The organism is Pseudomonas sp. N-137 (genome assembly GCF_034555295.1).
Taxonomy (GTDB): Bacteria; Pseudomonadota; Gammaproteobacteria; order Pseudomonadales; family Pseudomonadaceae; genus Aquipseudomonas; species Aquipseudomonas rhizophila.
Genome location: NZ_JAXUDQ010000008.1, coordinates 38,761 through 51,209 on the forward strand (window position 1 = coordinate 38,761; position 12,449 = coordinate 51,209).

The following is a 12,449-nucleotide window of genomic DNA, read 5'->3' on the forward strand; positions in this document are numbered from 1 at the left end:
GACAGTTTGATGAAGATTGCCAAATGGTCGCTCCACCCGGTCAAATGAAGCAAAGCAGAGCACTCCCCCTGTGGCGAGGGGATTTATCCCCTCGCCACAGGTCAGGTGCATGCCTGTAAGAGTATTCGGGCTTCAGGCCAACTGACTGCGCAACTGCCGCGCCGCCGCCACCATGTTCACCAGCGCCGCCTCTGTCTCCGGCCACGCCCGGGTCTTCAGGCCGCAATCGGGGTTGACCCACAGCCGGTCCGCCGCAATCCGCTTCACCGCCTTGCTCATCAACGCCACCATCTCGGCCGTGTCCGGCACCCGTGGCGAGTGGATGTCGTAGACACCCGGGCCGATATCGTTGGGATACTCGAACGCTTCGAAAGCCTCCAGCAACTCCATGTCCGAACGCGAGGTTTCAATGGTGATGACATCGGCGTCCATGTCGGCGATGGCCTTGATCACATCATTGAATTCGCTGTAGCACATGTGGGTGTGGATCTGGGTTTCGTCGCTTACACCCGATGCGCTCAAGCGGAAGGCCTCCACGGCCCAGTCCAGGTACGCCTGCCATTGCCCGCGTCGCAGAGGCAAGCCTTCGCGGAAGGCGGCCTCGTCGATCTGCACGATTTTGATCCCGGCCTTTTCCAGGTCCTGCACTTCGTCACGCAGGGCCAGGGCCAGTTGTTGCGCCTGGACCTGACGCGAGACGTCCTCGCGAGGGAACGACCACATCAGCATGGTCACGGGGCCGGTGAGCATGCCCTTCATCACCTTGTCGGTCAGGCTCTGGGCGTAGCGGATCCAGTCGACGGTCATCGCTTTCGGCCGGCTGATGTCGCCGTAGATGATTGCCGGCTTCACACAACGCGAACCGTAGCTCTGGACCCAGCCGAAACGGGTGAAGGCATAGCCGTCCAGTTGTTCGGCGAAATATTCCACCATGTCGTTGCGTTCGGCTTCGCCATGTACCAGCACATCCAGGCCCAGGCGTTCCTGGATCTGCACGGCATGGCGGATCTCAGTGTGCATGGCGTCCTGATAATCGTTGACCGACAGCTTGCCTTGCTTGTAGGCCTGGCGCGCCAGGCGAATCGCCGGAGTCTGCGGGAAGGAACCGATGGTGGTGGTGGGAAAGGCCGGCAGTTTCAGCCGGGCGCGCTGCTGCTCCATGCGCTGGGCAAACGGCGAGCGCCGCTGGCTGTCCTGTGGCCCTATCGCGGCGAGGCGGGCCTGAACCTCGGCTTTGTGAATGCGTGTCGAGCCGGCACGACGAGCATGCACGTCGCGGCTGTCGGCCAAGGCGTGTTGCACACCGGGTGCCTGGGGGTCGTTGAGCGCATCGCGCAGTACCGCCACTTCACCGCATTTCTGCACGGCAAAGGCCAGCCAGCTCTTGAGTTCAGGGTCCAGTCGGTCTTCACGCTCCAGGTCCACGGGGCTGTGCAACAGTGAGCAAGAGGTGCTGACCCAGAGGTTGTCGCCAAAACGCTCCTGGGCCGGCTGCAATTGCGCCAGCGCCTGTTCCAGTTCACAGCGCCAGACATTGCGACCATTGACCAGCCCCACCGACAGGATTTTGTAGGTCGGCAGGCGATCGAGCACCTGGCCCAGTTGTTCCGGCGCCCGTACCGCGTCGATGTGCAAACCGTCCACCGGCAGGCTCACCGCCAGGCCGAGGTTGTCTTCCAGACCACTGAAATAGGTCGCCACCAGCTTTTTCAGCGGCGAATACTGAAGGATGTGATAGGCCCGCTCGAACGCGCTTTTCCAGGCCAGGGGCAGGTCGAGAGTGAGGATCGGCTCGTCGATCTGTACCCATTCCACGCCCTGGGCCTTGAGGCGATTGAGGATTTCACCGTAGACCGGCAACAGACGTTCAAGCAGGTCGAGCTTGTCGAAGTCCTCGCCCTTGGCCTTGCCCAGCCACAGATACGTCAAAGGGCCGATGATCACCGGTTTGACCCGATGTCCCAGGGCATGGGCCTCGTCCACTTCCTCGAACAATTGCTCCCAACTCAGGGCGAAGCGCTGGTCGGCGGAAAACTCCGGGACCAGATAGTGGTAGTTGGTGTCGAACCACTTGGTCAGTTCCTGAGCGTATTGGGCTTGCCCGTGATCAGCTCCGCAGCAGGCAGCGGTGGCGCCTCGGGCCATGGCGAACAGGGTGTCGAGGGTCGGCTTGGCCTGGGCGTCGAGGGTGTTGTGGAATCGCGACGGGACGGCACCCAGGGTCAAAGTGTGGCTGAGCACCTGGTCGTACCAGGCGAAATCACCGACCGGCAGCAGGTCGATGCCGGCCTCTTTCTGCAGTTGCCAGTGCCGGGCCCGCAGTTCACGGCCCACCGCTTGCAGCGCGGCCGGTGCCAGGTCGCCCTTCCAGTAGGCTTCGAGGGCTTTTTTCAGTTCGCGGTCGGCGCCGATGCGGGGAAAACCTAAGGTGTGGGCCAGGGCCATGGTGTGTGTCCTCCTGTAAAAGATGGCGCCATTGTCGACAGCCAGCCCCACATGAGACAAACTCAACCTTTTCGTGTTGATCACGAGTTTTACTCATGGAGCCCACGGTGCTTGAAATCCGCCACCTCAAGACCCTGCACGCCCTGCGCGAAGCCGATAGCCTGGTCGAAGCCGCCGAACGCCTGCACCTGACCCAGTCCGCCCTTTCCCACCAGTTCAAGGAACTGGAAGAACGCCTGGGCATGCAGCTATTCGTGCGCAAGACCAAACCGGTGCGTTTCACCAGTGCCGGCCTGCGCCTGCTGCAACTGGCCGACGCCACCCTGCCGTTGCTGCGCAGCGCCGAGCGGGACATCGGTCGGTTGGCCGGAGGCACCGCCGGGCGCTTGCACATGGCCATCGAGTGCCACAGTTGCTTTCAGTGGCTGATGCCCACCATCGACCAGTTCCGCGACGCCTGGCCGGAAGTCGAGCTGGACCTGGCCTCGGGCTTCGCCTTCGCCCCACTGCCGGCCCTGGCCCGGGGCGACCTGGACCTGGTGGTGACCTCCGACCCGCTGGAACTGGCGGGCATCACCTACGTGCCGCTGTTCACCTACGAAGCGATGCTCGCCGTGGCCAACCAGCACCGACTGGCGAACAAACCCTACATCGTGCCGGAAGACCTGGTCAGCGAAACCCTGATCACCTACCCGGTGGAGCGCGATCGCCTGGACATCTTCACCCGTTTCCTGGAGCCGGCCGACATCGAACCGGCCCAGGTGCGCACGTCTGAACTGACGGTGATGATGATGCAACTGGTGGCCAGCGGTCGTGGCGTCTGCGGCATGCCCCATTGGGCACTGCATGAATACAGCTCGCGGGGCTACGTGAAGGCCAAGCGACTGGGAGAGAAAGGTTTGTTCGCCACGCTGTATGCCGCCGTGCGCACCGACATGCTCGATGCGCCCTACATGCGCGACTTTCTGCTGACGGCCAAGGATACTTCGTTTTCGACCCTCGACGGCGTCAGTGCCGTGCGCTGAAGCACAGCGTGTTTTTTCATTCGGTGTGCAAAATGACCAACTGTCTGAATATCACACTCACCTGTCAGGTCTGACAGGTGACACCCTTCTCCTTTCGCGCTCTGATGGTGCCAGCCCCGAGTCAGTTCAGGCACCGTAGCGAGGAGAAAGATGGACAGCGTGCGCAACTCATCGCAGGCCGACGCAGCTCTTGAGCTGCTGCCCATGTACATTCCCGGATGGAAGACACCCGTGCTGCCGACCGGCGCCTACCACGGCGGCATTCCCCTGACCATTCATTCGCCATCCATCAGCCTGTACATGGTGATTGATCCGGTGACGATACTCTCTGAACCAATGGATATCGGTGATTCTGTCGAGCTGTGGGTCAATGGCAAACCGACATCCGTGATCAAGGTCATCAAGGCAGGCGAGGAGAACGACCGCATAGACATGGAGTTGCCATGGGGGTGGCTGGTGAACGGCGGCAATGCACTGTTTTACCGAGTGACCCGGGTCAGCCAGAATCACGAAGACTCGACCCCGATCCTGGACCTGCTGTTCCATTACCCGCCATCCGGGATCACGGTCAGCCATCCGGCCAGCGTCAGCCCGGCACAGCCAGGCACATTTACTTTAACCCGCAGCTACCCACGCGAATTTGATGAGGTGACACTGACCGTGGGGACTTGGAGTAAAACAATCCCCTATGTCCATCCTGCCAACCCGATCACTTACACGTTGTCGGCCGCCGACCTTCAGCAGATCGGCGACGGCACCCATCCGGTGAGTGCCCGGATTGTCGATCAGTTGCGCAACAGTAATATATCGACGACGAGCTCCATCATCATCGGCACGGCACCGGTGGAATGGGAGGATCACTACACTTCACTGGCGGACTCCTATAACGGCTGGATTCCCTATCTGGCGGCTCGTTCCGGATCTATCCGCCCGCACGTCATGAACCATCAATCAGTAAACGCGTTTTTCAACTTCACCGATCAAGGCGCCCCATACGGCTTCGCCGGGGTCATCCTCTATCAGGATTTCCTTTTCATTCCCGGACAATACCAATTCACGTTCGAAGGAACCCATGTTGCCGACAGCAGCCACATTCCAGGGCTGGTCAACCCGATCCTTTACCCTGACACCGGCATGCCGCAATGGCGTGGCGTGCCCCGTCATGTCCCCAAGGATGGAGTCTGGTACCTGTTTTCAATCGAGTTCACCATCACCGAACGAGGGATGGTACGAATGTATATAAACAATGACCAGGATAGCGGTAACGGCAACGATTTCGGCATACGAAACATAAGAATCGTGCGCTTGAACAGTGGAGCAGGAAGCATGAGCGCGCCTGCGGAGGAATCCGATTTGCCCGTTTATACCGGTCCACGGCCAGAGATCAAATACCCTTGACCAATTATCAGGACAAGGGCGAATCGACCTCTTCGCCCTTGATCTCAGGCATCGATATCTGGCGCCACATGTGGATTTTGTCGAAATAATCCTCGCCCACCCGCACCGCTAAAGGTTCAAGCCCGAACTGGATGAAACCGCAGCGCTGGTACAACTTGAAGGCGGCCTCATTGCCGGCGGTAACGGTGAGCTGGATGAGTTTCAGTGCAGGGTGGCTTTGCGCTTCGGCCAGTACAGCTTGTACCAGCTCATAACCCAAGCCGCGCTGACGAAATTCGGCCGACACATACATGCCAAACAGTGTTGCCTTGTGGCGGGCCTTTTCCCTCGGTTCGAAAGCCAGGCCAACGATGCCGGCCAATGTTCCTGCTTCGAACGCACCCAGCACCACATCAAGCTTGCCGGTCAACCGCCCTTCCCACCAACTCAACGGCATCAGCGCCCGCTCCCGCACACTGGAAGTGAACGCCTGCGGATGGCGATCGTAGGCTTCAAGCATCAGCTCGCGGTAGGCCAAGGCGTGATTGGCATCCAAACGCTCAATCCACATGCTCACGCCGTCCTGCGCTGTTCAAGCATCAGGCGCAACGCCAGCGCGCCGAGCACAAACCCCATGAAGTAGCGCTGCGCCGCCAACCAGGTGGGGTTATGGACGAACCAGGAGGCAATGCCGGCGGCGAACAAGGCAATCAGCAGGTTGACGCTGAAACTGACGCTGATCTGGGTCAGCCCGAGGATGATGCTCTGGGTGAACAACGAGCCGTGTTCCGGACTGATGAACTGCGGGAACACCGACAGGTAAAACACTGCAATCTTTGGATTCAGGGCACTGGTGAGGAACCCCATGGTGATCAGCTTGCGCGTCGAGTCCGCCGGCAGTTGCTGGGCCTGGAACGGCGAACGTGCGCCGGGCTTGACTGCCTGCCAGGCCAGCCACAACAGGTACAGCGCGCCGGCCCATTTCAACACCTCATAGGCCATGGGCACCGCCAGGAACACCGCCGTCAGCCCCGCCGCCGCGGCAAACATGTGCACGAAGAAGCCCGCCACCACCCCCAGCAGGGAGGTGACGCCGGCTTTGCGGCCCTGGCAGATCGAACGGGAAATCAGGTAGATCATGTTCGGGCCGGGCGTGAGCACCATCAGCAACGCGGCGGCGGCGAAAATCAGCAGGTCCGGCAATGGAATCATGGGCGTCAGTCCTTGAGTCTGGGGTCAGCACGTCTCGAGAAGGCTGGCTCGATAAAACGGCAGGATCACCTCGCCTGTCAACGGCGCCAGCAGCAGATCGCTGTCACTGGCCGGGTCGATCCAGCGCATTTCTTCAATCTCGGCGGCGGGAGAAACCGGCGCATCGATGCTCAGTAAAAAAACGTCAGCCTGCACGACAAAACCCGGCTCGTTGGCGGCCGGGGCACTGAACGCCCCCAGGTAACGGGCCTGTGCCGGATCAATCGCCAGCCCAAGCTCTTCGTCCAGCTCACGGGCCAGGGCCTGGACCGGTTGCTCATGGGCCTCGATCTTGCCGCCCGGCTGCATGAAGGCCTGGGTGCCGCGCTTGCGCACCAGTAAGGTCCGGCCGTCCGGTCCGATCAACAGAGCGGCGGCGATGCGGATGATGGGAGTGGTCATGATGAAATGCCCTGGGCAGAAAAATGCTCGCAAGGGTACAGAGCGCAGCGATGGGAGCAAAGCCCGGCGCCACCTTCAGACGCCACACAAAACCACTGTGGGAGCAGTTTTTGTGGGAGCCAAGCTCGCTCCCACAGGATGACTGTACTCTCAGTCAGATCTGCATCACCCCAACATCGGCTTCGGCACCGAAGGGTCTGCCTCTTCGGGGATTTTGACGAACACGCTGTAGCGCGCCCCTTCCATCGCTTCGAAAGCAATGAGCTTTTCCACCAGAGGCGCGCTCAGCACCTTGCCGGCGTTGAGCAACAGCATGCCGTTGTCGGCGTTGAGGTTGCGCGCCAGGATCATGCCGGCCGTCAGGTCGCGGGTTGTCATGACCTGCACCGTCGGATCCGACAAGGTCACGTCGTCCAGGTATTCACCACACGCCTTGATGAAGTCCTCCACCATGCCCGGGTCGTACAGTTTGCCGGCGTATTTGCGGATGTAGACCAGCGCCTCGTCGCTGTTCATCTGCCGCTCCAGGATCAACCCGCGCTGCAGTTCGATGAAGTCCACCGCCAGTTTCAACAGCCGCGAACCGAACGGAATGGCCTCGCCTCGCAGATGGTCGGGAAAACCGCTGCCGTCCCAACGTTCCTGGTGATGGAGGATGATGCGCGCGGCGTCTTTCATCGGGTCCAGGGTCATCAGCAGCGACTCGCTCTGCTTCGGATAGGCCCGGTAGAGATCAAGCTCGGTGTGGTGCAGCATGTCGGCGGGCGTGACCATCATGTTGTCGGTCCAGCTCAGTTTGCCGATGTTGTAGAGCGCCGCGGCCATGGTCAGGTCGCGGTCGGTGGACTCGTCCAGAAAGTGCAGCCTGCTGTAGACCCGGATCAGCTCGATGATCTGCCGGTTGGTCTGCTTGGCCTTGGGCAGGCGCAGGTTGGCGATCAGCGAAAACACTTCGGTGCCGGTCACATAGCTGCGCTTGAGCTCGTCATAGGCCAGGTCGAGCATGTCGGCGGTCTGCTGCAGCTCGGCGGTGCGCGACGCCACGCGTTTTTCCAGGGTGGTGTTGAGTATCCGCAGCTGTTCGTTCTGTTCGCGGTTCAGCGCTTCGAGGCGCTGGCGCTCGCTTTCGGAGTGCTGGTGCGCCAGGGCCTGACGCAGGGCCTGCACCAGCTCCTCGTCGTTCCAGGGTTTGCTGAGGTAGCGATACAACTGCCCCTCGTTGATGGCCTTGGTCATCATGTCCACATCGGCATAACCGGTGAGCAGGATGCGCAAGGTCGACGGATAAAGCTTGCGAATCTGCGCCAACAAAGTGGCGCCGTCCATGTTGGGCATGCGGGCATCGGTCATGACCAGGTCGACCGGCCGCTCCTTGAGGATTTCCAGGGCTTTGGCGCCACTGTCAGCCAGCAGGATTTCGTACGGCTGGCTGCGCAATAACCGACGCAGGCTATTGAGAATCGACTCTTCATCATCGACCAACAGTACCGTCGGCTTCCTGACCGGTACATCCTGCGATTGATCTTCCATTGGACCCCCCTCCTGTTAACGACACCTGTTCTACGCTACCCCCGAATTTGAGGCTAGTAGATTGCGTGAATTTAGACACGATTTTGCCTTGACCGGCCGAGCGCATCTCAATGAGACAGCTATGCTGTAGACCATGAAGGGCCAAGAACAGGCCAGAATACTCATGCCAACGGAAGGGATATCAGATGTATCCACGGTTCAACAGTCAGCATCGCGACGGTGCACGGCCATGAGCCTGCCGACGGAAAGGGCCAACCGGCGGATCCTGATCGTCGATGACACTCCGACGATCCACGAGGATTTTCGTAAGATCCTCAGCCCCCATGCTATCCCCGAGGACAGCCTGAGCAGCGCTGAAGCAGCCCTGTTCGGCGCGCCTGTGGCGGTTGCCAGCCAGAGTTTCGTGCTCGATTCGGCCTTCCAGGGCATGGAAGCCCTGAACAAGGTCGAATCTGCCTTGGCCGAGGGCAAACCCTACGCCATGGCGTTCATCGACATGCGTATGCCCCCTGGCTGGGACGGCCTTGAAACCATCGAACGGCTATGGCGCGTCGACCCCAAGCTGCAAGTGGCGCTGTGCACCGCCTATTCCGATTATTCCTGGGAAGACATCGCCGAGCGCCTCGAACTGGGCGACCGCCTGCTCATCCTGAAAAAACCCTTCGATGCCATCGAGATCCGCCAGATGGCCAGTACCCTGACCGTCAAATGGCAGATGACCGAAGACGCGGCGCTGAAAATGGACATGCTCGAACGCGCGGTGCAGGAGCGCACGCGGGAACTGGCCGACGCCAATATCATCGTGCAGAACAGCCCGACCATCCTGTATCGCCTGCGTGGCGAGCCGCCGTTCGCGCTGATGTACATTTCCCACAACATCACCAAGTTCGGCCACGCGGCGGCGCAACTGGTCAACTCGCCGGACTGGGCGCAAACCCTGATCCATCCCGACGACCAAAGCAAGATCGACGACGCCATGGTCCGCGTCTTGAACCGCGACACGGCGGGGGCGTCCATCGAGTTCCGCATGCGCACGGGCGACGGCACGTTCCGCTGGGTGGAAAACCGCTACATTCCGGTGCGCAACGAACAGGGCCTGCTGCTGGAAGTGGAAGGCATCATTCTTGACATCACCGAACGCAAGCTGGCCGAGGAGAAAATCGCCCTGCTGGCCCGCACCGACGGCCTGACCGGGCTGGCCAACCGCGCCACCATGATCGAGCGCCTGCATCAAGCCTTTGCCGCGGCTCGCCGGGGAGCGGCGCCGTTTGCGATGTTTTACCTGGACCTGGACCATTTCAAGCGGATCAACGACACCCTGGGTCACCCGATCGGCGACCTGCTGCTGCAGGAGGTCGCCGCACGCATCAAGGGCTGTACCCGGGAAAACGACGTGGTAGCGCGCCTGGGTGGCGACGAGTTCGCCATCCTGCAACTGGATGTCCACGAAGCGACCCATTGCGCCGCCCTGGCCGCCAAGATCCGAGATGCCCTGGTGGCGCCCTATTCCCTGGACGGCAACGAAGTGCGGATCTCCGTGAGCATCGGCATCAGCCTGTATTCCTCCCAGAGCCAAAGCGCCGACAGCCTGATGGCACAGTCCGACATGGCCTTGTACCGGTCCAAGGAAAAGGGCCGCAACCAGTACCATTTCCATAGCGAGGAGATTAATCAGGAAGTCACCGACCGCGTCGCCCTGGCCAATGACCTGCGCCAGGCCATCGAAAACAACGAGCTGCATTTGCACTACCTGCCGGAGGTCGACCTGGGCACCGGCAAAATCCTGGGCATGGGCGTGCAAGTGCGCTGGAACCACCCTGAGCGCGGCTGGCTGGAGCCGGCGTCGTTCATGCCGGCCGCCGAGAAGACCGGGATCATCGTTGGCCTGGGGCATTGGGTGCTGGACCAGGCCTGTCAACAGATGCGCCAGTGGCGTGACCAGGGCATGGCGCCCCCGGTGATCGCCATCGACCTCTGCCTGACGCAACTCAAGACCGGTCCGGAGCTGATCTATGACGTGCTGCGCACCACCGCCCGCTGGGAACTGGCCCCTTGGGACCTGCGCTTTGACGTCACCGAGGCCACCCTGGCGCAAACCAAGTGGACCCACAACGACGTGCTGCCACGTCTGTGCGAACTGGGCGTACAAATTGCCATCGATGATTTCGGCACCGAGTACTCCTCGTTCGATTACCTCAAGACCTACCGGGTCAACCATCTCAAGCTCGCCCAACGGTTTCTCGACAGCGCCAACGTCGACCCCGAGAACGCAATGACGCTGCGAGCGATCATCAATTTCGCCCGGGATGTGGGCATCGGGATCATTGCCGAGGGCGTCGAAACCCAGGAGCAACGCACCACGCTGATGTCCAGCGGCGGGTCGATGCAGGCCCAGGGGCATTACTTCAGCACTGCCGTAGACAGTGGGCAAGCCAGCGAACTGCTCAAGGCCGGCACCATCGTTCCCGTGACGGACCATTGGACCCGGCCTGCCAGCCAGTTATCGGAGAGCAACCCATGAACCCCATGTCGGTGCCGGCGAACAGGCGAATCCTGGTGGTGGACGACACGCCGGCGATCCACCAGGACTTCCGCAAGATCCTCAGCCCGGGCGCCGGTAGCGACGACTCGCTGGACGACACTGAAAGCCTGCTGTTTGGCACGCCCCAGGTCAGCCGCCTGCAATTTCAGATCGACTCGGCCTATCAGGGCGAAGAGGCGTTGGAACTGGTCAAGCGCGCCCAGGCCGAAGGCCAGCCCTATGCGCTGGTGTTCGCCGACATGCGCATGCCGCCGGGCTGGGACGGCCTGCAAACCATCGAGCGTTTGTGGGAGGCCGACCCACGGCTGCAAATCGCGCTGTGCACGGCGTTTTCGGATTATTCCTGGGAAACCATGTCCGAACGCATCGAGTTCGACGATCAGTTGCTGATCCTGAAGAAACCCTTCGACACCCTGGAAATCCGCCAGATGGCCAGTGCCATGACCTGGAAATGGCAACTGGCCCAGGATGCGGCGAGAAAAATGCGCAGTCTGGAGCGCACCATCGAGGAACGGGTCCAGGAGTTGCTGAAAGTCTCCCACTTGCTGCAATACGACGTACTCACCGAGCTACCCAACAGCATGTTGCTCGGTGATCGCCTGACCCAGGCCATGGCCCAGTGCCGTCGCCACGACCGGCAACTGGCGGTGATGTTCATCGGCATGGACCGTTTCAAGCGTATCAATAACGCACTGGGGCACCCGGTGGGCGACGAAATGCTCAAGCGGGTGGCCCGGGCGCTGGCAACGGTGGTGCGTGAATCCGACTCGGTGTTTCGCTACGGCTCCGATGAGTTCGTGGTGATACTGGGAGACATCACCGACTCGCAACAGACCAAAGGCGTGGCCGACAAACTGCTGACGGCCATCAGCACGCCCCACCCCATCGACGGACACGACCTGACCGTTACCGCAAGCCTGGGCATCAGCATGTATCCGGCCGACGGTTTCGATGCCGTGGCGTTGATCAAAAAAGCCGAAACGGCGATGCGCAACGTCAAGGAAACCGGCCCCAACGACTACCGTTTTTTCACTGAAGACATGAACCGTCGGGCGCGACAGCAGCAAACCATCGAATCGGGCCTGCGCCTGGCCTTGCAACGCAAGGAGTTCGTGCTGCACTACCAGCCCAAGATCGATTTGAGGAGTGGCAAAGTGGTCGGCGCCGAAGCGCTGGTGCGCTGGAACCGGCCTGACATCGGCTTGGTCTATCCATCGGACTTCATCCCCGTGGCCGAAGACAGCGGCCTGATCGTCCCGCTGAGCCAATGGGTGCTCCAGGAAGCCTGCCAGCAGGCCTGTCGCTGGCAAGCCGATGGCATGCGCCCGCTCTACCTGTCGGTGAACGTCTCCACCATCGATTTTCGCCAGCGCGGTTTCGTCGAAGGCATCGCCCGGACCCTCAAGGAAACCGGTCTCGACCCGACACAGTTAGAACTGGAGATCACCGAAAGCGTGCTGATGCAGAACGTCGACACCACCGTCGCCATCCTCAAGGCCGTCAAGCGCCTGGGAATACGGCTGGCCATCGACGATTTCGGCACCGGCTACTCGAGCCTGAGCTACCTGCAGAAATTTCCGGTGGATGTGTTGAAGATCGATCAGTCGTTCGTCGGCGACCTGAGCATCGACAGTAATGACGCAAAGCTGGTGAGCACCATCATCAGCCTGGGCAAGAGCCTGAACCTGCACATCATTGCCGAAGGCGTGGAAACCCTTGAGCAACTGGAGTTCCTCAAGGCTCACCAGTGCGAGGAAGCCCAGGGGTACTACTTCAGCAAGGCCGTGGAGCCACAAGCCTTTGCCCTGTGGATGAGCGAGTGGGAACAACGCCACAACCCGTTTGCGTGAACACACCTGAGTTCCATCAACCAAAAG

General features: G+C 60.9%; 9 protein-coding genes. 4 read left to right on the forward strand and 5 right to left on the reverse strand.

Translation table 11 applies throughout. The annotated features are described in order from the left end of the window. Positions 1-132 precede the first annotated feature (132 nt). Positions 133-2,445, reverse strand: a complete 2,313-nt coding sequence (metE, locus tag T3A99_RS08005) for a 5-methyltetrahydropteroyltriglutamate--homocysteine S-methyltransferase (RefSeq protein ID WP_076383653.1) — start codon at positions 2,443-2,445, stop codon at positions 133-135. A 107-nt stretch (positions 2,446-2,552) separates the two neighbouring features. Here metE and metR point away from each other — a divergent pair, with 107 nt between their 5' ends. Together metR and T3A99_RS08015 are read left to right on the forward strand one after the other, a co-directional pair. Then, positions 2,553-3,470 (forward strand): transcriptional regulator MetR, encoded by a 918-nt coding sequence (gene metR, locus T3A99_RS08010; RefSeq protein WP_047230407.1) that lies wholly within the window; start codon positions 2,553-2,555, stop codon positions 3,468-3,470. Between the two features lie 150 nt (positions 3,471-3,620). Next, positions 3,621-4,868, forward strand: coding sequence for a hypothetical protein (locus tag T3A99_RS08015; RefSeq protein WP_322834200.1), 1,248 nt, complete (start codon positions 3,621-3,623; stop codon positions 4,866-4,868). A gap of 7 nt (positions 4,869-4,875) precedes the next feature. On the opposite strand, the gene T3A99_RS08020 is transcribed toward T3A99_RS08015, so the two are convergent. From T3A99_RS08020 to T3A99_RS08035, 4 genes are all read right to left on the reverse strand, one after another. Next, positions 4,876-5,418: a GNAT family N-acetyltransferase gene (locus T3A99_RS08020; RefSeq protein WP_076383651.1), complete on the reverse strand. Its 543-nt coding sequence runs from the start codon at positions 5,416-5,418 to the stop codon at positions 4,876-4,878. A gap of 2 nt (positions 5,419-5,420) precedes the next feature. Continuing rightward, on the reverse strand, positions 5,421-6,059 hold the full coding sequence (locus T3A99_RS08025) for a LysE family translocator (RefSeq protein ID WP_274089964.1): 639 nt from the start codon (positions 6,057-6,059) through the stop codon (positions 5,421-5,423). Positions 6,060-6,083: 24 nt separating this feature from the next. Next, the gene (locus T3A99_RS08030; RefSeq protein ID WP_322834201.1) at positions 6,084-6,500 is read right to left on the reverse strand and encodes an NUDIX domain-containing protein; all 417 of its coding nucleotides are present in this window, start codon (positions 6,498-6,500) and stop codon (positions 6,084-6,086) included. Between the two features lie 165 nt (positions 6,501-6,665). After that, the gene (locus tag T3A99_RS08035; protein WP_047230399.1) at positions 6,666-8,030 is read right to left on the reverse strand and encodes an HD domain-containing phosphohydrolase; all 1,365 of its coding nucleotides are present in this window, start codon (positions 8,028-8,030) and stop codon (positions 6,666-6,668) included. A gap of 229 nt (positions 8,031-8,259) precedes the next feature. Here T3A99_RS08035 and T3A99_RS08040 point away from each other — a divergent pair, with 229 nt between their 5' ends. Together T3A99_RS08040 and T3A99_RS08045 are read left to right on the forward strand one after the other, a co-directional pair. After that, a complete protein-coding gene (locus tag T3A99_RS08040; protein WP_047230400.1) occupies positions 8,260-10,551 on the forward strand; it encodes an EAL domain-containing protein in 2,292 nt (763 codons plus the stop codon). Then, complete coding sequence (locus tag T3A99_RS08045) at positions 10,548-12,422, forward strand: putative bifunctional diguanylate cyclase/phosphodiesterase (protein ID WP_047230401.1); 1,875 nt, start codon at positions 10,548-10,550, stop codon at positions 12,420-12,422. The genes T3A99_RS08040 and T3A99_RS08045 overlap by 4 nt, the downstream gene beginning before the upstream one ends. Positions 12,423-12,449: the final 27 nt, after the last annotated feature.